Genomic DNA, 18,094 nt, shown 5'->3' on the forward strand with positions numbered 1-18,094 from the left:
TGAGGGCGGAGACCGTGCCCGCCGAGGAGCCAAGCTCCTCGGCGCCGTGACCCTGTGTCAGGCTGTCCCGCGGCAGCGCCCATCGGGTCCAGGGCCCGCAGGGTCCTGGCGGAGTGGGGGTACGGGGGCGAGGCAGAGCCTTGCCCCCGGGGAACGGGTCCCACGCCGGCAGACGGCGATGCATCACGCCATCCGTATCATGCCTCGCTGGCGCGCAGGGCCTGGTAGACTGGCCGCAGCAGGAAGGGGCTGAGGAAGAGGGGGAACTGGCACAGGGCGAAGAAGAGCAGCACCACCGGATCGGTCGAGGCGGGCAGCACCGCCAGATAGAGCGCCATGTTGCGGTTGCCCGAGAGCAGCCCGGCCGAGAGCGCCGGTCGTGGTCCGGCCCCCAGGAAGGCGACCGCGGTCGCGGCGTTCAGCCCGAAGGAGCCGGCGAAGGCCAGGGCCAGGCCCCCCAGAACCAGCCCCGGCTCGGCCAGCAGCCGGGCCAGTACCCCGTCCATCACCCCGAAGCCGTAGAGCACGACCAGCAGCACCACGGCCCCGTCCACCGCGCGGCCCCAGCGGTGCAGGGTGGGGGGTGCCACGACCCGCCGGATGGCGAGGGAGAGCAGCAGCGGCAGCCCGACCACCAGCGCCAGCCGTCCCATCAGCCCGCCGATGGAGAGCGACAGGTCCACCCCCAGCAGCCCCAGCGCGAGCGGCGGCGCGGTCAGCGGCACCAGTAGGGTGGAGAGCAGCGCGACGACGAGGCTCAGCTCCCCGTCCAACCCGACCAGGCGTGCGAAGGCGGGGGAGGAGGTGGCGGCGCAGCCGGTCGCCATCAGCACCAGCGCCATGCCCAGCGGCCCGTCCAGCCCGGTTGCCCGGGCCACGGCCCAGGCGAGCACGGGACAGGCCAGCAGCACCCAGGCCAGCACGGCCGCGACCAGACCGGGGCGGCGCAGCCAGCCCAGCACCTGCGCCGGATCGACGCGCAGCAACACCAGGGTCATCAACGTCGCGACCACCGGCGTCACCACGCCGTGCAGCAGGCTGGCCAGGGGCGGCAGCAGCAGCCCGGCGAAGATGCCCACGGCCAGCAGGGCGCTGCCCCTGCGGGCGGACCATTCGAGGAAACGGAGCAGCAGGGCGGGGCGTCTCCCGTCATGGGGCCTGGGCCCGGCGCGGTGCGGTTGGCCGGGTTCGCCTCCCGTTCTATATGCCGGGCGGTGCGCGCACGATACCTCCCCACCCTGGCCGTCCTCCTGCTGCTGGCACCCGCAGCCCATTCGGCCTGCAACGACTCGCCGGCGCCGGGGGTGGACTGGCGACGCTGCCTGAACGATTCGCGCGACCTCGCCGGGGTGGACCTCTCCGGCGCCGTGCTGCGCGATGCCAGCCTGTCGCGCGCCAACCTGGCGGGCGCGAAGCTGACCGGGGCGGAGGCGATGCAGCTACGGCTGGTCTCGGCCGACCTGAGCGGGGCCAGCCTGGACGGGGCCGTGATGCTCGGCGCCGACCTGACGCGGGCGAACCTCCAGGGCGCGACGCTGCGCAAGGCGGATCTGCGCCGCGCGACGCTGTTCCGCGCCGACCTGAGCAAGGCCGACCTGACGGGCGCCAACCTGACGGGGGCCAACCTCTCGGGCGCGATGCTGGACGGGGCGCGCTGGACGGATGGCGAACGGATCTGCGCCGTGGGCTCGGTGGGGAACTGCCAGTGAGTGGGCTGTTCGGCGGCGGGGAACGCCGCGGCCCCCCCGCGCCGGCGCCGGCCGCGCCCGACGACTACCTCGCCCGCCTGAACCCCGAGCAGCGCGAGGCGGTGGAGACGGTGGACGGCCCGCTGCTGGTCCTCGCCGGGGCCGGCACGGGCAAGACGCGGGTGCTGACCACGCGCTTCGCCCATATCCTGATGACGGGGAAGGCCTGGCCGAACCAGGTCCTGGCGGTGACCTTCACCAACAAGGCGGCGAAGGAGATGCGCGAGCGCGTCGCCGCCATCCTGGGCCGCCCGGCCGAGGGGCTGTGGCTGGGCACCTTCCACGCGCTCTGCGCCCGCATGCTGCGGCGGCACGCGGAATACGTGAAGCTGACGCGCGACTTCACCATCCTCGATACGGACGACCAGATGCGCCTGCTGAAGCAGGTGATGGAGGCCGCGGGGGGCATCGACCAGAAGCGCTGGCCGGCGCAGCAGCTGATGGCGACGATCCAGCGCTGGAAGGACCGCGGCCTGACGCCGGAGCGGGTGACGCCGGCCGAGGAGGTGGATTTCGCCAACGGCCGGGCGCGCGCGCTCTACGCGGCGTACCAGGACCGGCTGCGCGAGCTGAACACGGTGGATTTCGGCGACCTGCTGCTGCACGTCACGGAAATCCTGCGCACCCAGCCGGAGGTGCTGGCGCAGTACCACCGCGCCTTCCGCTACATCCTGGTGGACGAGTACCAGGACACCAACACGGTGCAGTACCTCTGGCTGCGGCTGCTGGCGCAGGGGCACCGCAACATCTGCTGCGTGGGGGACGACGACCAGTCGATCTATTCCTGGCGCGGCGCAGAGGTGGAGAACATCCTCCGCTTCGAGAAGGACTTCCCCGGCGCGCGGATCGTGCGGCTGGAGAGCAACTACCGCTCCACGAAACCGATCCTCGCCGCCGCCGCCGGGCTGATCGCGAAGAACGAGGGGCGGCTGGGCAAGACGCTGCGCGCCGGGCGCAACGACGCGGAGGGCGAGAAGGTCCGCGTCGTCTCGCTGTGGGATTCCGAGGAGGAGGCCCGCATGGTCGGCGAGCAGATCGAGCAGGCGCAGCGCCAGAAGTTCTCGCTCGCCGAGATGGCGATCCTCGTCCGCGCCGGCTTCCAGACCCGCGCCTTCGAGGAGCGGCTGATCACGCTCGGCGTGCCCTACCGCGTCGTCGGCGGGCTGAAGTTCTACGAGCGCGCCGAGGTGCGCGACGCGATGGCCTACATGCGCATCCTGCAGCAGCCCAGCGACGATCTGGCCTTCGAGCGCATCGTCAACGTGCCTCGCCGCGGCGTGGGCGACGGCGGGCTGATGCAGATGCACGTGGCCGCGCGGGAGCAGGGGATGCCGCTGGCGCTGGCCGCCGAGAAGCTGGCCTTCACCGAGGCCTTCCGCCCCAAGCCGCGCGCGGCGCTGCGCGAGCTGTTCGAGGGGTTCCGCCGCTGGCGCGCTCTGATGCAGCGCGAGGGGCATGTGGTCGCCGTCGCCACCATGCTCGACGAGAGCGGCTATACGGAGATGTGGAAGCAGGACAAGTCGCCCGAGGCGCCGGGGCGGCTGGAGAACCTGAAGGAGCTGCTGCGCGCCATCGGCGAGTTCGAGACGCTGGCGGGCTTCCTGGAGCACGTCGCCCTCGTCACCGAGAACGACGAGAACGCCGAAGGGGAGCGCGTCTCGCTGATGACGCTGCACGCGGCGAAGGGGCTGGAGTTCGACCTGGTCTTCCTCCCCGGCTGGGAGGAGGGGCTGTTCCCGCACCAGCGCGCGCTGGACGAGGGCGGCACCAAGTCGCTGGAGGAGGAGCGCCGCCTCGCCTATGTCGGCATCACCCGGGGGCGCCGACGGGTCATCATCAGCCACGCCGCCAACCGGCGCATCTACGCCAACTGGACGACGGCCATCCCCTCGCGCTTCCTCGACGAGCTGCCGGACGACGCCGTGGAGCGCCAGGGCTCGGCCGCGATGCGGCGGACGAAGCTGGTCGAGACCCCCAGCGTCTTCGGCGGCGGCTTTCCGATCGGCACGCGCAAGCCGAAGGTGATCGAGGCGGGAAGCTGGGAGGTGCAGGAGCGCCCCGCCCGCACGGAGGCCATCGCCGTCGGCAGCCGCGTCTTCCACCAGAAGTTCGGCTATGGCCGGGTGACGCGGGTGGAGGAGAACCGGCTGGACGTGGAATTCGAGAAGACCGGGTTGAAGCGCGTGCTGAGCAATTTCGTGGAGAAGGCGTGATGCCCGGCCCCGTCTGGACACCCCCCGGCCAACGCCATGCCGTGCCGCTGGAGACCCTGGTGCTCACCAACCTGCCGGACGAGGCGGTGCCCGCCTATGAGGCGGCGTTGCAGAGCGTCTGCCGGACGGTGGGCTATTTCCGCGAGCCGCCGGCCGAGGAGACCTGGCGCATCGAGGCGGTGTGGGACCGCAACGGCGACGAGGCGGCACTGGCCGCCGCCCTGGCGCTGGCCGCCCTGGTCAGCGGCCACGAGGCCGGGCCGCCGGAGCGCAGCGAGACGGAGGCGGAGGGCTGGCTCGCCCGCACCGTCGAGGCCTTCCCGGAACAGCCGGTCGGCACGCGCTTCCTGATCCGCCCGACCCATGTGCCGGACCCGCGCCGCTGGGACCGGGTGGTGCTGCGCCTCGATGCCGGGCTGGCCTTCGGCTCGGGCGAGCACGCCTCCACCCAGGGCTGCCTGACGGCCTTCGAGCGGGTGGCGGCGCGTCGGCCGAGGCGAATCCTCGACCTCGGCACGGGCTCGGGCATCCTGGCCATGGCGGCGGCCAAGATCCTGCGCCGCCCCGTCCTGGCGACGGATATCGAGCCCTGGTCGGTGCGGGTGGCCGACGAGAACGGGCGGATGAACGGCCTGCGGAACCTGCTGCGGGCGCGGCTGGCGGATGGCTGGCGCTCGCCCTCGGTGGGGACGGGGACCTACGACCTGGTCTTCGCCAACATCCTGGCGCGGCCACTCTGCGCCATGGCGAAGGACCTCGCCCTGCATCTCGCCCCGGGCGGCACGGCCATCCTGGCCGGGCTGCTGGGGACCCAGGTGCGGATGGTGCTGGCGGCACACCGGCGACAGGGGATGGTGCTGGAGCGGCGGCTGGACCTCGGCCCCTGGTCCACCCTGGTGCTGCGGAAGCGCTGAAAACGACAGCGGCGCCCCGGAGGGCGCCGCGATCTAGTCATGCAAATGACGCATGATTTGGTCGACCACCCGGCGCTGTCGCCGGGAGTCCGTCAGGCGGCGAGGCGGCCCTGGGCGCGATCGTTGGTCGCCTTGGGCAGGGTCATGACCTGCGCCGCGGGGGCAGTGACGGCCGGCTGCGCCGGACGGTCGAAGACATAGGCGATCTCGCCGCGGGTCAGGCCGATATCGGCCAGCTCGCGGTCGGTCAGCTCGCGCAGCTCGGCCATGGCGCGCTGGCGGCGGGCAAAGTCGCCGATGCGGGCGAAGAAACCACGCACCTTCGCGCCGAAGGCCTGGTCGCGCATCTTCTGGGCCTGCTGCATCAGGTGCGGCAGGGAGGGCTCGGACTCGTTGGCGACCAGCGGCATCATCAGCGCGGTCTCGACCTTGGTGATCCGGGTGTTCATCGAAGTCTCTCAATCATCGGGCTGCGTCGGCGCCCGGCCCCTTGCCGGCATCGTCTCGACGCGCGTCGTGGCCGGAAGATAGGCTTCGGCCTGGAAAAGGGTCGTGCCGATCCGGCCCGTTAGACATGCGTTGAGCGCATGAAATGCGGGTGAAACATGTTTTTCAGGAAGGTCGCGCCTTCGTGAGCAAAATGAATCCGGTGGACGCCCTGCGCGCACGACTCGCTGGCGTCGGCGTGGAAGGCTTCCTGGTTCCTCGGGCGGACGAGTATCTGGGCGAGTATGTTCCCCCGTCGGCCGAGCGCCTGGCCTGGCTGACCGGCTTCACCGGTAGTGCCGGCCTCGCCATCGTGCTGCCGGAGCGCGCCGCCTTGTTCATCGACGGGCGCTACACCACCCAGGCCGAGCAGCAGGCGGACCCGGCCCTGTGGGAACGCCGCCACCTGACCGAGCAGCCGCCGCAGGACTGGCTCAAGGAGCACGCGGCGGGCCGGCGCGTCGGCTACGACCCGCGGCTGCACTCGCAGTCGGCGATCGACCGGCTGGCGGCCTCCGGCGCCGTGCTGGTGCCGCTGGAGGCCAATCCCCTCGACGCCGCCTGGGGCGCCATGCGGCCGGCCCCGCCCACGGCGCCCGCGGTGCCGCACCGGGCGGAGCATGCGGGACAGGACTCCGCGGCGAAGCGCGCCGAGGCCGCTGCCGCCCTGCGGGAGGCCGGGCAGGATGCGGCCGTGCTGGCCGATGCCCACAGCGTCGCCTGGCTGCTGAACCTGCGCGGCGGCGACCTGGAGAACACGCCGCTGGCGCTGTCCGCCGCGCTGCTGCATGCGGATGGGGCGGTGGACCTGTTCATCGACCCGGTGAAGGTGACGCCGGAGCTGCGCGCGCATCTGGGCAATGCCGTGGCGCTGCAGCCCCTGGAGCGGCTGCCCAGCGCGCTGGATGCGTTGGGGGGCAAGGTGGTCCGGGTGGACCCGGACGTCACCCCCGCCTGGTACGGGATGCGGCTGCGCGAGGCGGGTGCCACGGTGACCGCCGGCGACGATCCCGTGCGCCTGCCGCGCGCCCGCAAGAACGCCGTGGAGCAGGGCGGCAGCCGCGCCGCCCATGCGCGCGACGCGTTGGCGCTGGCGCGCTTCCTGGCCTGGCTGGCCGCCGAGGCGCCGGAGGGCGGGCTAACGGAGACCGGCGTGGCGAAGCGGCTGCTGGCGCTCCGCGCGGAGCTGCCGCTGTTCCGGGGCGAGTCCTTCCCCGCCATCGTCGGCAGCGGACCGAACGGCGCCATCGTGCACTACCGCGCCACACCCGCGGGCGACCGGCGCATCGGGGCGGGGGAGTGCGTCCTGATCGACAGCGGGGCGCAGTTCCTCGACGGCACCACGGACGTCACCCGCACCGTCTGGACCGGACCCGGTCCCGCACCGGCGGAGCTGCGCGAGCGCTACACCCGCGTCCTGCGGGGCCATGTCGCGCTGGCCACGCTGCGCTTTCCCAAGGGGGTGGCAGGGCCGCACCTGGATGCCATCGCGCGCCGGCCGCTCTGGGATGCCGGGCTGGACTACGACCACGGCACCGGGCACGGCGTCGGCTCCTTCCTCTCGGTGCATGAGGGGCCGGTGGCTTTCTCCCGCGCCGCGAAGCCCGTGCCGCTGGAGGAGGGGATGGTCCTCTCCGACGAGCCGGGCTTCTACCTGCCCGGCCATTACGGCATCCGCATCGAGAACCTGCTGCTGGTGCGCGCCGCCGGGCCGGGGCTCTCGGGCCGCCCCTGGCTGAGCTTCGAGACGCTGACCCTGACGCCCTATGAGCGCCGCCTGATCCAGCCGGCTCTGCTGACGGCGGTGGAGCGCGACTGGGTCGATACCTACCACGCCCGGGTCCTGGAGGAGGTCGGGCCGCGGCTGGACGCGGCGACGGCCGCATGGCTGGCCGCCGCCTGCGCCCCGCTGGAGGATGATCCGGCCTGATCCGGACGGCGGGATGCCCTGACCCGTCGTGCTGTGGTGTTCCGGCGGTGGACCGGGAGGGGACGCTGTCCCCTCCCAGACCCTCCCCTGCCGGGGCCACAAGCGGGCCCCGGACCCCGCTGGGAGTTTGGCGCTGTGCGGCTGCCGTCAGCCTGCGGGCTGAACCCTGACGGAGCCTGGACCGGCGGGACTCCATAAGAACTTCGTAGGCGTCAGCGAGGGCTTAGGCCGTACCCGCCGAGGAGCATGGCTCCTCGGCGCCTCGACCCCGTGTCCGGCTGTCCCGCGGCAGCACTGATCGGGTCCAGGGCCCGCAGGGTCCTGGCGGAGTGGGGGTATCGGGGGCGAGGCGGAGCCTTGCCCCCGGGCCACGGGCGCCAGTCTGGCAGACGTCAGCGCATCACGCCGCCGCCCCCGCGCGTGATCCCGGCTGCCTGGGCCGGGGCCCTGCGCGGGCCGGGATCAGGCGGTGAAGGCTTCGCCGATGGCGGGGACGCGCACGCGGCCGGCCTGCTCGCCCATCTCGCGCAGGAAGGGCTCGGGGGACTGCAGCAGGGGCGGGAAGGTGGCGTAGTGGCAGGGCAGGATCGTCCGCGCCTTCGGCAGGAAGCGGCGGACCGCAAGCGCGGCGCTGCGCGGCCCCATGGTGAAGCGGTCGCCGATCGGCACCATCACCACCGCCGGGTCGTACAGCTCGGCGATCAGGGCCATGTCGGAGAAGATGTCCGTGTCGCCCATGTGGTAGACCACCGGCTCCGCCTTGTCCTTGGGCGTGACGACGAGGCCGTTGGGCAGGCCCAGGGTCTGCAGCACGCCGTTGGCGTCCATCTCCGAGGAGGAGTGGAAGGCGATGGTGAGGGAGACGCTGAACTCGCCCTGGTCGGTGGTGCCGCCGGTGTTCATCGGGTCGGTCGCGGCCACGCCCTTGGCGCCCAGGAACTGGCACAGCTCGAAGGTGGCGACCAGCTTCGCGCCGGTGCGCCGGGCGATGGCGACGGTGTCGCCGACATGGTCGCCATGGCCGTGCGTCAGCAGGATGTGGGTCGCGCCCGCCGTCGCGGCCTCGGCATCGCCCCCGAAGGTGCCGTTGCCCGACAGGAACGGGTCGATCAGCACGACCGACCGCCCGAACTCCAGCCGGTAGGCCGAATGGCCGAACCAGGTGATACGCATCGTCGCCTCCATCCTTGGTCTTGCGCGGCTGTAGAGCGGATCGCCCCGCAGCGGAACCGGCCCGATCCCCCCGCGGCGTCGCGGCGCAAGGGTGGAATGTGCCCGTCCCCTGGATGTCCGGCGGTGATCGCCGCCCTGGTCCGGCCGATGCCGCGCGGCCCGGGTGTCCGGCGCCCGCCGCCCCCGGCGCTGGGCACGGCACGCGGGCGCGTCTGCCGGGTTCTAGCGCGGGCCGCCGGCGCCGGAGCCGTCATCCTCGGGATCCGGCCAGCCCCGGCGCATCCGGCCGCGGGATAGCTCCGTCACCACGCCGTGAAGGGTGCGAAGCTCCTGCTCGGTGACCTCGCCGCGCTGGAACCAGTGGCGCAGGTTGCGGACCATGCCGGGCCGCTTGGGCCGGTTGTCCAGGAAGCCCGCGGCATCAAGCTCGCCCACCAGCCGGTCGAGGAAGTTCTCCAGCTCGCCCTTGGTGGCGACGCGGGTCTCGTTGGTCATGAGGTGGCGTGGCGGGGTGGCATCGGCAGCGGTCCACCATTCATAGGCCAGCACCATGACCGCCTGGGCCAGGTTCAGCGACATGTGCGCCGGGTTCAGCGGATAGCGAACCCAGGTGTCGGCATGGGCCATGTCGTCGTTGTCCAGCCCCGCGCGCTCCGGACCGAACAGCACCGCGGCGCGCAGGCCGCGGCCGTTGATCTCGCGCAGGTCCTCCGCCGCCGCGCGCGCGGTCCGGATGGGGATGACCACGTGGCGCGGGCGGGGGCAGGTGGCGAAGACCCTCTGGCAGTCGGCCAGCGCCTCGGCCACCGTCGCATGGACCGTCGCCGCGTCGAGAATGCGCCCGGCGCCGCTGGCCGCGGCCCAGGCCCGCTGCTGCGGCCAACCATCCCGGGGGGCGACCAGCCGCAGGTGGAACAGGCCGCCATTGGCCATGGCTCGCGCGGTGGCACCGATGTTGTCGGCCAGCTGCGGGCGCACCAGCACCACGATGGGGCTCTCGCCCGGGGCGGGGTGCAGGTCCGCCCCGCCCTCCTTGTCACGTCCGGTCATGCCGCGCCCCGTGCCCTGCCGGGGCACGGGTGTCCAGCCTCAGCGGAGTCGTTGCTGCATCGCGCGCATTTCGGCGATCTCGCGCTCCTGCGCCGCGATGATCGCCTCCGCCAGCTTCCGGACCTCCGGGTCCCGGCCGTACCGCAGGACGATCCGGGCCATCTCGATGGCACCCTGGTGATGCGGGATCATCCCGTTCAGGAAGTCCTTGTCGGCATCCCCGGTCAGCGGCTCGGTCATGCCCCGGTGCATCCGCCGCGCCGCCTCCTCATAGGCCCGGCTACTGGGGGAGGAGGCGGAGGCAGAGGGCGGCGAGCCGTCATGCCCGGCATGCTGCGCCAGGGCGGGGCTGGCCAGCGTCAGGAGGACGGCCAGCGGCAGGTGGCGGATCATCGGTCCTTGCTCCGTTCGTGCTCGGCCGGGCATGCCGGCTTCCCACGCTGGAAGGTCAAGCACGACCCGGACACGATCCGGAGCGCCACCCACGGCGGCTGCTATCGGTGCGGCTACCGTCGAGGTGGCCCCCGTCAGGGCGAGCGACGCTCGCCCGCGCCGGGCCGTGCCTCCTGCGGGCGCCGGGCGGCCCCCGCCCCGGCCGCGGCGGGGATGCCATCCGCGCCCGCCATCGCCGCCGCGTCGCTGGCCGGGTTGCCCACCGGCTCCTCCTCGGCTTCCGCCGAGGTCGGCAGGCTCCGGCTGACATCCGTCGGCTTGTTGGTCGGGTCGTCGCTCATGCGCTCGCTCCTCTGGGCCGCTGCTGCCAAGCGGAACGGCCGCGGACCCGGCGCGGTTGCCGGGCGGACGGCGCCGTCAGCCCTCCACCGGCACGAGGCGGGTCAGGCGGCTGGGGTTTCCCTCCGCCAGGTAAAAGACCCCCGCCGGCGTCCGCCACATGCCGTGCGCCCCGTTCAGCACCGGCCGGGCGCGCCCGAGCAGCCGTCCCGCCGCGTCGTACATCGACAGGCGCGGCACCTGGTCGGTCACGTAGAGGTTCCCCGCCGCATCGCCCACCACGTCCATGGCGCGCGGGATGCTGCCGAAGGCGCGCAGGAAGCGACCCTCGGCGGTGAAGAGCTGCAGCCGGTCGTTCTCCCGGTCGGTCACCGCCACGGTGCCGTCGGGCAGCACCCAGATGCCGTGCGGCGTGGTGAACTGCCCCTCGCCGGAGCCGGGCTCGCCCCATGCGCCCAGCGGCGTGCCGTCGGCGGCGAAGCGGTGGATGCGCGTCGCCGCATAGCCGTCCGCGACGTAGAGGCTGCCATCCGGGCCGAACGCGACGTCGCTGGGCGCGTTGAACGGCTCCTCCGGCCGGTGGCGCGTGCCGATCCCGCCGAGACGGCGGCCGTCTCGGTCGAAGATGATGATCTCGTGCGCGTCCCGATCCACCACGAAGACGCGCCCGTCGGGGGAGACGGTGAGCATGTGCCCGTCCGCCACCTCCTCCGCCCCCCAGGCGGAGAGCAGGTCGCCCTCCGGCGACAGCACCGCGACCGCCGGGGCCGCGGCATCGACATAGGGATCGGTGCGCAGCAGGACGAAGACGCGGCCCGCCGCATCCGCCGCCACGTCCGTCACGCGGCCCGCCCTCTCGGGCAGCCGCCCCCAGGGCCGCTCGACGCGGTAGAGGACGGGACCGAGGCGGACGAACAGATCGTGCCGGGCCATGGGGATGCTCCTGTGGGTGCGCTCGGCGCCGCGCAGCAAGCCTGGTGCCACGCGGCATGCGGCTTGCTGCGCGGGGCGCGACCGCATCTGCGGCGCCTCGCGGCTCCGGGCCGCGATGGTCTCATCACATCGGGAGGTGGTGGCGCATGGCATCCTTCGATTGCGTGATCCGGAACGGAACCGTCGTGACCGCAAGCGACGTCACTGCCTGCGACGTGGGCATCGCGGACGGCGTCGTGGCCGCCCTTGGCCGCAACCTCGGGCCCGGCCTGCGCGAGATCGACGCGGCGGGGCGCCTCGTCCTGCCTGGCGGCGTCGACACCCACGCGCATATCGAGGAGCCGCCGAAGGCCCCGCTGCGCAACGCCGACAGCTTCGACACGGCCTCCGCCTCGGCGGCCGCAGGCGGCACCACCACGGTGATCTGCTTCGCGCGGCAGCCGCGCGGCGGCACGCTGACGGACAAGGTCGCCGCCTACCACGAGCTGGCGAAGGCCTCGCGCATCGACTACGCCTTCCACCTCATCCTGACCGACCCGACGGCGGATCTGCTGGAACGGGAGCTGCCGCCGCTGGTCGAGGCGGGGCACCGCTCGCTCAAGATCTTCCTGACCTACGAAGGGGCGCGGGTCACGGACAGCGAGGCGCTGCGGATCCTCGCCGCCGCACGCCGCCTGGGCGCCATCGTCTGCGTGCATGCCGAGCATCACGAGATGATCGAGTTCTATCGCGACGCCCTGCTCGCCGCCGGCCTCACCGCGCCGAAATACCACGGCTGGGTGAAGCCGATGGTGGTGGAGCGCGAGTGCACCCACCGCATCATCGCCATGGCCGAGGCGCTCGACGTGCCGATCCAGGTCTTCCACGTCTCCGGCGCGGAATCGGCGGAGGAGGTGGCGCGCGGCCAGGCGCGCGGTTTGAAGGTCTGGGCCGAGACCTGCCCGCAGTACCTGACCCTGACCGCCGAGGACATGGACCGCCCCTGCTTCGAGGGCGCGAAGTACATCTTCAGCCCCGCGGCCCGCAGCAAGGCGGACCACGCGGCGCTCTGGGCCGCGATCCGCGCCGGGGTGATCGGCAACGTCTCCTCCGATCACGCGCCGAGCCGCTGGGAAGGGCCGGACGGCAAGAAGGCCTTCGGCGAGGACGCCCCCTTCACCAAGGTGCCCAACGGCCTGCCCGGCATCGCCACCCGCCTGCCCGTGCTGTTCTCGGAAGGGGTGGCGAAGGGCCGCATCGACCTGCCGACCTTCGTCGCCATCACCGCCACCAACCCGGCCAAGCTCTTCGGCCTGCATCCGCGCAAGGGCACCATCGCCGTGGGGTCCGACGCGGACCTCGCGATCTGGGATCCGGCGAAGGAAGTCACCATCACGAACAGCCTGCTGCACCATGGCAGCGACTACACGCCCTATGAAGGCATGCGCGTGACCGGCTGGCCGGTGACCACGCTGGTGCGCGGCACCGTCGTCTGCGACCAGGGCGAGATCGTCACCGGCCCCGGCGGCGGGCGGTTCCTCGCGCGTGACGCCTATCCGCTGATCGCGCCGCGCGGGGTGTTCCCGGGGCCGTTCAACCCGGTCGACGGCGTGCCGGCGTAAGGGCGCCGCCCCCGGGCGGCGGGCCGGCATCGCCTCCCGGCCCCAGCATCGGACTGGGGCCGGAATTCGATCGGGCCATTGATCTGGCGGGTTGATTCGGATCCCGTGCTGCCGGCCTGCGGCACGGAACCGTGGCTGGACGCGCCTCCCGCATCCGCCGATGTTCCACGAAAGGATGAGGCTTCGTGGCGAAAGGTCTGGTCGTGATTTCGGGCTGCTCAGGCGGCGGGAAGTCGACCCTGATGACCGAGCTGAGCGTGCGCGGCCATACGGTCGTCGAGGAGCCCGGCCGTCGCATCATCGGCGAGGAGCTGGCCTCCGGCGGCAGCGCGCTGCCTTGGGTCGATCTGGCGACGTTCCTGCGCCGTGCCATCGAGATGGCGCTGGATGACCGGAGGACCGCCCCGGATCAGGAAGGTTGGGTGTTCTTCGATCGTGGTCTGGTGGACGCGGCGTCCGCGCTGGAGGCGCTGACCGGCGATCCGGCCCTGCGCTCTCTCTGCCTGACGCATCGTTACCATCGCCGCATGTTCATGGCCCCGCCCTGGCCGGAGATCTATGTGACGGACGCGGATCGCCAGCATGGCTTCGACGCGGCGGTGGCGGAGTATGATCGCCTGATGCGGGCATTCCCGGCCCTGGGCTACGAGGTGATCCCGCTGCCGAAGACGACGACGGCGCAGCGCGCCGACTTCGTGCTGGCGTCTCTCGATGCGCCTGTCGGGACGGGTCAGGAGACGCTGACACCGGCGCTTGTTCAAACCGCAGGGAATGACTGATGCCGACGGCAGGATGACCTGACCTGTCGCGCTGCGGTGTTCCATCGTCGGACCGGGAGGGGACGCTGTCCCCTCCACGGACCCTCCCCTGCCGGGGCCACAAGCGGGCCCCGGTCCCCGCTGGGAGTCTGGCTCTCCGTGGTGAGCGTCAGTCTCCGGGCTGATCCCGGGGAAAGCGCGGACAGGCGGGACTCCGAAAAAGCTCAGAAGGCGTCAGCGAGTGCGGCGGCCGGTCCCGCCGAGGAGCATGGCTCCTCGGCGCCGTGACCCCGTTACAGACAGCCTCGCGGCAGCGCCCATCGGGTCCAGGGCCCGCAGGGTCCTGGCCGAGTGGGGGTATCGGGGGCGAGGCGGCGCCTTGCCCCCGGGCTACGGGTACCACCCCCGTACGGATCAGGGCTCCCGCCGTCCGTATGACCCGGCGACCGGATGGAACGTTTGCGGCAGCGGCGGCCTGGGATGACGGGCTTCGTACCCTTGGCGTGCAGGTCGTGCCAGAGCGCATCGGCATCGCAGCCCTGCTCGCTTCCGACACCGGGCAGCCGCCGGGCGTGTCGGCGGCTTCCGGCGACGCTACAGCGCCGCCATCCGGCGCAGCCCGACCAGCCGGTCGCAGAGCAGCAGCATCAGCACGGTCAGCCCGATCAGCAGGACGGAGACCGCGGCCAGCGTCGGGTCCGGCGATGTTTCCAGCTGGTTCAGCAACTGGATGGGCAGGGTCTTGGTGCGGACATCCACCAGGAACATGGAAACCGGGTAGTTGTCGAAGGACGCGAAGAAGGCGAAGAGCGCGCCGCTGAGGAAGCCGGGCAGGATGGCCGGCACCAGCACGCGCCACAGCGCGAGCGGGTAGGAGCAGCCCAGGGTACGGGCCGCGTCGACCAGCGCGAAGTCGAACAGCGACAGGCTGGCCAGCACCGTGCGCATCACGAAGGGCATGGTGATCACCACATGGGCGACCAGCAGCGACCACCAGGCGTCGCGCAGCCCGACCTCGCGCGCCGCCTGCAGCAGGGCGATGCCCAGCACCAGGCCCGGCAGCATCAGCGGCGAGACCATGAAGGTGGCGATCGCATTCCCCCAGGGCACCTGCCCGCGCACCAGCGCGACGGCGCAGAGCGTGCCCAGCACCAGCGAGATGGCGGTGGAGAGGGCGGCGATGCTGGCGGAGAGCCAGAGGGCGGAGAGCAGCGCGTCGATCTGCCAGACCCGTTCGTACCAGCGCAGCGAGAAGCCGACCGGCGGGAAGCGGAACACCGCCGTCTCGTTGAAGGAGACGGGGATGACGACGAGGATGGGCAGCAGCAGGAAGAGCAGCACCACCACGAGCATCGTCCAGCAGAAGGCCGGGCCCAGCCGTTCCGTCATGCGCGCCTCCTCACCGCCGCGCCAGCCGGCGCTGCAGCAGCGCCGCGCCGACCACCACCACCACCGCGACCGCCAGCAGGATGGCGGCCATCGAGGCGCCGAGCTGCCAGTCGCGCAGGTTCAGGAAGGCCTTCGCCATCACCATCGACATGGTCATGTAGCGCTCACCGATGAGGAGCTGCGGCGTGACATAGGCCGCGACGGCCAGGGAGAAGACCAGCGTCGCCCCCGCCACCAGCCCGGGCAGGCTGAGCGGCAGGATGACGTGCAGGAAGCGGAAGAGCGGCCCGGCGCCCAGCGTCGCCGCCGCCTCCGGCAGGCGGGCGTCCATCATGCGCACGCCGGAATAGATCGGCAGCACCATGAAGGGCAGGAAGACGTTGATCATGCCGATGTAGAGCGTCTCCTCGGTGAAGAGCAGGCGCAGCGGCCGGTCGATCCAGCCGGCCGACAGCAGGAACCAGTTCACGATCCCGTCCCGGCGCAGCATGATCGCCCAGCCGAAGGACTTCACGATCACGCTGACCGTCATCGGCAGGAAGACCAGCGAGAACAGCACCACCTGCCAATAGCCTTTGGCCCGGGCCAGGGCGAAGGCCGCCGGGTAGCCCAGGAGGGCGGCACCCAGCATGGTGGTCAGCCCCAGCCAGAGCGAGCGGCCGATCACGTTGAGGTAGTAGGGATCGCCCAGCAGCTTCGCGTAGCCGGCCAGGCTGAACCCCTCCGCCCCGCGCAGCGAGGTGACCAGCAGCAGGAGCATCGGCAGGGCGAAGACGGCGGCCATGAAGGCCAGCGCCGGCAGGGCCAGCAGGGCCAGCGGATCGAGCGACGGGCGCGCCGCGGCGACGGGCGCCGCGGCCGGGAGGGAGGCGGCGGTCGCGCTCATGCCGCGGGGAAGACCATGACCTCGTCCGGCGGAAGGACCAGCCGGACGGCGCTGCCGGGGGCGATCCCCTCGGGCAGGCGGGTCAGCTCCACCATGCCGCGATCCGGCCCTTCCGCCGGCAGGTCCAGATGCAGCTGCACGCGGGAGCCGAGGAAGCTGACATCCGCGACCCGGACGGCCAGGCCCTCTTCTGCCGCCCCGGCCAGGGCGATCGCCTCGGGGCGGATCGCGGCCACCACGGGCGAGCCGGGCAGGAAGCTGCCGCGCCCGCGCAGCCGGCCCAGCGCCGTCTCCACCAGCACCTCGCCGCCCGCGCTCTCCAGCACCCGGCCGGTCAGGCGGGTGGAGCGTCCGACGAAGTCCAGGACGTAGAGCGTCGCCGGCCTGCCGTAGAGCGTGGCGGGATCGGCGAGCTGCTCGATCCGCCCGGCGTTCATCACGGCGATCCGGTCGCTGACGACCAGCGCCTCCTCCTGGTCGTGGGTGACGAAGATGGCGGTGATGCCGACCTCGCGCAGCAGCCCCTTCAGCTCCACCTGCATCGTGTCGCGCAGCTTGCGGTCGAGCGCGGAGAAGGGCTCGTCCAGCAGCAGCAGGGAGGGGCGCACCACCAGGGCGCGGGCCACCGCCACGCGCTGCTGCTGGCCGCCGGACAGCGCCGTGACGGGCTTGTCGGCATGCTCGCCCATGCGGACCAGCGCCAGCGCCTCCGCCACCCGGGCGGCGCGACCGGATCGTGGCGCGCCCTGGGCGCGCAGGCCGAAGGCCAGGTTCTCGGCCACCGTCAGGTGCGGGAACAGGGCGTAGTTCTGGAACACCACGCCGATGTTGCGCCGGTGCGCCGGCAGCCGGGTGATGTCCGCGCCCCCCACGGCGATGCTGCCGCGATCGGGACGCATCAGCCCCGCGACCAGCCGCAGCAGCGTCGTCTTGCCGCAGCCGGAGGGGCCGAGGAGGGAGACGAACTCGCCCCGCGCCACGGAGAGGGAGAGGTCGTCCAGCACCGTGGCGGCGCCGAAGCGCTTGCTCACCCCCGTGACGCGCAGATGCTCCGCCGTCTCCAGCGTCGCGGCGGGCATCCCCGCCGCCGGGCGCGGGCCGATCAGCATCAGCCGCCCGAGATCTCGCGCTCGAAGCGCTCGATCCAGCGGTTGCGGTTGTCGGCGAAGTACTCCCAGTCCAGCACCGTCAGCTCGGGGAAGCTCAGTCCGGCCGGCAGGACGGCCTTGGTGTTGGTGGGGCTGGAGAAGAAGGTCTTGGCGACCATCGCCTGGGTCTCGGGGCTCAGCAGCTCGTCGATGAACTTCATCCCCAGTTCCGGGTTCGGCCCGTTGGCGACCAGCGCGACGCCGGCCGGCATGGCGACCGTCCCCTCCTTCGGCCGCGCCAGGTCGCAGGGCGCGCCCTGGGACTTGCGGAACAGGACGGAGCGGCTGTCGGGGCTGAGGAAGAGGTCGATCTCGCCCGTCTCCAGCAGCTGCTGCGCCTGGGGCGTGTTGCTGGTGACCTGGAGGATGTTGGGCTTCATCTGCTTCAGCTTCTCGATGCCCGCATCCGCCTCCTTCAGGCAGTCGGCCAGCGGCTTGCCGGTGGCGAGGTGGGCGGCGGCGATCAGCGGCACCACCGCCTGGGTGATGCGCATCGAGATCAGGATGACCTTGTCGCGGTACTTCGGGTCCCAGGCCTCGGCATAGGAGGCGGGGGAGGGCTTCACGCTGTCCGTGTTGTAGGCAATGGAGGCGGCGGGCAGGCACCAGTTCGCCCACATCGCGTCGCGCGGCTTCGCATCGGCGCGGAGGTCGGCGAGGTTGGGGATGGCCGTGCCCTTCAGCGGGGTGATGACCTTCTCCCGCTCGGCGAGGATCAGGACGGGGTCGTCCATCATCGTCACCGTCATGGTCGGGCGGGCCTTGTTGGCGCGGATCTTCTCCAGGTTGACGAGGGAGTTGGAGCCCTCGAACAGGATCTTGAAGCCGTGCTTGCGCTCGATCAGCGGGAACAGCACGTCGGTCAGCCCGGGGGAGGCGGGGCCGCCCACGAAGATCTCCTTCGTCTGCGCGCGAAGCACCGCCGGGGCGGCGAGAAGGCCCGCCAGGCCGGCGGAGCCGGCCAGGAGGTGGCGGCGCGTGGGACGGTGCATGGGGGAGACTCCCGGTCATCGCATGGACGAAGGATGACGGATTTGTATGCAATGGGCATGCCATGCGGCCGGCCGACCGGCCGGGCGCGAAAGGCTTCCCCTGCGCCGCCAAATCACATAAGGATATGTTGATGTGCGTTC

17 protein-coding genes are annotated in these 18,094 nt (G+C 72.2%); 6 read left to right on the top strand and 11 right to left on the bottom strand.

What is annotated here, in order from left to right:
- Nucleotides 1-197: 197 nt before the first annotated feature.
- Complete coding sequence (locus LPC08_RS02650) at nt 198-1,079, bottom strand: hypothetical protein (RefSeq protein WP_230451183.1); 882 nt, start codon at nt 1,077-1,079, stop codon at nt 198-200.
- A 135-nt stretch (nt 1,080-1,214) separates the two neighbouring features.
- Between LPC08_RS02650 and LPC08_RS02655 the strand changes: the two genes are divergently transcribed.
- Genes LPC08_RS02655 through LPC08_RS02665 form a run of 3 tightly spaced genes read left to right on the top strand, consistent with a single transcriptional unit; the run spans nt 1,215 to nt 4,875 of the window.
- Nucleotides 1,215-1,709 carry a pentapeptide repeat-containing protein gene (locus tag LPC08_RS02655; RefSeq protein ID WP_230451184.1) on the top strand — a complete coding sequence of 165 codons (495 nt, stop codon included), beginning with the start codon at nt 1,215-1,217 and terminating at the stop codon, nt 1,707-1,709.
- 5 nt (nt 1,710-1,714) lie between these two features.
- Nucleotides 1,715-3,961, top strand: a complete 2,247-nt coding sequence (locus LPC08_RS02660; protein WP_230452963.1) for an ATP-dependent helicase — start codon at nt 1,715-1,717, stop codon at nt 3,959-3,961.
- A complete protein-coding gene (locus LPC08_RS02665) occupies nt 3,961-4,875 on the top strand; it encodes a 50S ribosomal protein L11 methyltransferase (RefSeq protein WP_230451185.1) in 915 nt (304 codons plus the stop codon). The genes LPC08_RS02660 and LPC08_RS02665 overlap by 1 nt, the downstream gene beginning before the upstream one ends.
- A 92-nt stretch (nt 4,876-4,967) precedes the next feature.
- On the opposite strand, the gene LPC08_RS02670 is transcribed toward LPC08_RS02665, so the two are convergent.
- The gene (locus LPC08_RS02670; RefSeq protein ID WP_230451186.1) at nt 4,968-5,324 is read right to left on the bottom strand and encodes a DUF1127 domain-containing protein; all 357 of its coding nucleotides are present in this window, start codon (nt 5,322-5,324) and stop codon (nt 4,968-4,970) included.
- Between the two features lie 191 nt (nt 5,325-5,515).
- On the opposite strand from LPC08_RS02670, the gene LPC08_RS02675 reads away from it, so the two are divergent.
- On the top strand, nt 5,516-7,291 hold the full coding sequence (locus LPC08_RS02675; protein WP_230452964.1) for an aminopeptidase P family protein: 1,776 nt from the start codon (nt 5,516-5,518) through the stop codon (nt 7,289-7,291).
- A 462-nt stretch (nt 7,292-7,753) separates the two neighbouring features.
- Here the strand turns inward: LPC08_RS02675 and LPC08_RS02680 are convergent, their stop codons facing one another.
- From LPC08_RS02680 to LPC08_RS02700, 5 genes are all read right to left on the bottom strand, one after another.
- Nucleotides 7,754-8,464 carry a metal-dependent hydrolase gene (locus LPC08_RS02680; protein WP_230451187.1) on the bottom strand — a complete coding sequence of 237 codons (711 nt, stop codon included), beginning with the start codon at nt 8,462-8,464 and terminating at the stop codon, nt 7,754-7,756.
- Between the two features lie 222 nt (nt 8,465-8,686).
- Entirely contained in the window at nt 8,687-9,514 is an 828-nt protein-coding gene (locus LPC08_RS02685; protein WP_230451188.1) for an RNA methyltransferase, read from the bottom strand.
- Between the two features lie 39 nt (nt 9,515-9,553).
- A complete protein-coding gene (gene copM / locus LPC08_RS02690; protein WP_230451189.1) occupies nt 9,554-9,907 on the bottom strand; it encodes a CopM family metallochaperone in 354 nt (117 codons plus the stop codon).
- A gap of 134 nt (nt 9,908-10,041) precedes the next feature.
- Nucleotides 10,042-10,248: a hypothetical protein gene (locus tag LPC08_RS02695; protein WP_230451190.1), complete on the bottom strand. Its 207-nt coding sequence runs from the start codon at nt 10,246-10,248 to the stop codon at nt 10,042-10,044.
- 76 nt (nt 10,249-10,324) lie between these two features.
- Nucleotides 10,325-11,179 carry an NHL repeat-containing protein gene (locus LPC08_RS02700; protein WP_230451191.1) on the bottom strand — a complete coding sequence of 285 codons (855 nt, stop codon included), beginning with the start codon at nt 11,177-11,179 and terminating at the stop codon, nt 10,325-10,327.
- 146 nt (nt 11,180-11,325) lie between these two features.
- Here LPC08_RS02700 and hydA point away from each other — a divergent pair, with 146 nt between their 5' ends.
- Both hydA and LPC08_RS02710 read left to right on the top strand, forming a co-directional pair.
- Nucleotides 11,326-12,780 carry a dihydropyrimidinase gene (gene hydA / locus LPC08_RS02705; protein WP_230451192.1) on the top strand — a complete coding sequence of 485 codons (1,455 nt, stop codon included), beginning with the start codon at nt 11,326-11,328 and terminating at the stop codon, nt 12,778-12,780.
- A gap of 203 nt (nt 12,781-12,983) precedes the next feature.
- Nucleotides 12,984-13,559, top strand: coding sequence for an AAA family ATPase (locus LPC08_RS02710; protein ID WP_255702329.1), 576 nt, complete (start codon nt 12,984-12,986; stop codon nt 13,557-13,559).
- A 573-nt stretch (nt 13,560-14,132) separates the two neighbouring features.
- Here LPC08_RS02710 and LPC08_RS02715 read toward each other — a convergent pair.
- Genes LPC08_RS02715 through LPC08_RS02730 form a run of 4 tightly spaced genes read right to left on the bottom strand, consistent with a single transcriptional unit; the run spans nt 14,133 to nt 17,953 of the window.
- Entirely contained in the window at nt 14,133-14,927 is a 795-nt protein-coding gene (locus LPC08_RS02715) for an ABC transporter permease (RefSeq protein ID WP_230451194.1), read from the bottom strand.
- Between the two features lie 10 nt (nt 14,928-14,937).
- The gene (locus tag LPC08_RS02720) at nt 14,938-15,813 is read right to left on the bottom strand and encodes an ABC transporter permease (RefSeq protein WP_230451195.1); all 876 of its coding nucleotides are present in this window, start codon (nt 15,811-15,813) and stop codon (nt 14,938-14,940) included.
- Nucleotides 15,810-16,922 (bottom strand): ABC transporter ATP-binding protein, encoded by a 1,113-nt coding sequence (locus tag LPC08_RS02725; RefSeq protein ID WP_230451196.1) that lies wholly within the window; start codon nt 16,920-16,922, stop codon nt 15,810-15,812. Before LPC08_RS02725 ends, LPC08_RS02720 begins: the two co-directional genes overlap by 4 nt.
- Complete coding sequence (locus LPC08_RS02730) at nt 16,922-17,953, bottom strand: extracellular solute-binding protein (RefSeq protein ID WP_230451197.1); 1,032 nt, start codon at nt 17,951-17,953, stop codon at nt 16,922-16,924. Before LPC08_RS02730 ends, LPC08_RS02725 begins: the two co-directional genes overlap by 1 nt.
- Between the last annotated feature and the right edge of the window lie 141 nt (nt 17,954-18,094).

Origin of the sequence: Roseomonas sp. OT10 (assembly GCF_020991085.1) — a bacterium.
Classification (GTDB): Bacteria; Pseudomonadota; Alphaproteobacteria; order Acetobacterales; family Acetobacteraceae; genus Roseomonas; species Roseomonas cutis.

What these genes read in the sequence shown, in the direction of transcription:
- LPC08_RS02665 (WP_230451185.1), top strand. Translation starts at nt 3,961, where the DNA reads ATGCCCGGCCCCGTCTGGACACCCCCCGGCCAACGCCATGCCGTGCCG.
- LPC08_RS02670 (WP_230451186.1), bottom strand. Translation starts at nt 5,324, where the DNA reads ATGAACACCCGGATCACCAAGGTCGAGACCGCGCTGATGATGCCGCTG.
- LPC08_RS02675 (WP_230452964.1), top strand. Translation starts at nt 5,516, where the DNA reads ATGAATCCGGTGGACGCCCTGCGCGCACGACTCGCTGGCGTCGGCGTG.
- LPC08_RS02680 (WP_230451187.1), bottom strand. Translation starts at nt 8,464, where the DNA reads ATGCGTATCACCTGGTTCGGCCATTCGGCCTACCGGCTGGAGTTCGGG.
- LPC08_RS02685 (WP_230451188.1), bottom strand. Translation starts at nt 9,514, where the DNA reads ATGACCGGACGTGACAAGGAGGGCGGGGCGGACCTGCACCCCGCCCCG.
- copM (WP_230451189.1), bottom strand. Translation starts at nt 9,907, where the DNA reads ATGATCCGCCACCTGCCGCTGGCCGTCCTCCTGACGCTGGCCAGCCCC.
- LPC08_RS02695 (WP_230451190.1), bottom strand. Translation starts at nt 10,248, where the DNA reads ATGAGCGACGACCCGACCAACAAGCCGACGGATGTCAGCCGGAGCCTG.
- LPC08_RS02700 (WP_230451191.1), bottom strand. Translation starts at nt 11,179, where the DNA reads ATGGCCCGGCACGATCTGTTCGTCCGCCTCGGTCCCGTCCTCTACCGC.
- hydA (WP_230451192.1), top strand. Translation starts at nt 11,326, where the DNA reads ATGGCATCCTTCGATTGCGTGATCCGGAACGGAACCGTCGTGACCGCA.
- LPC08_RS02715 (WP_230451194.1), bottom strand. Translation starts at nt 14,927, where the DNA reads ATGACGGAACGGCTGGGCCCGGCCTTCTGCTGGACGATGCTCGTGGTG.
- LPC08_RS02720 (WP_230451195.1), bottom strand. Translation starts at nt 15,813, where the DNA reads ATGAGCGCGACCGCCGCCTCCCTCCCGGCCGCGGCGCCCGTCGCCGCG.
- LPC08_RS02725 (WP_230451196.1), bottom strand. Translation starts at nt 16,922, where the DNA reads ATGCTGATCGGCCCGCGCCCGGCGGCGGGGATGCCCGCCGCGACGCTG.
- LPC08_RS02730 (WP_230451197.1), bottom strand. Translation starts at nt 17,953, where the DNA reads ATGCACCGTCCCACGCGCCGCCACCTCCTGGCCGGCTCCGCCGGCCTG.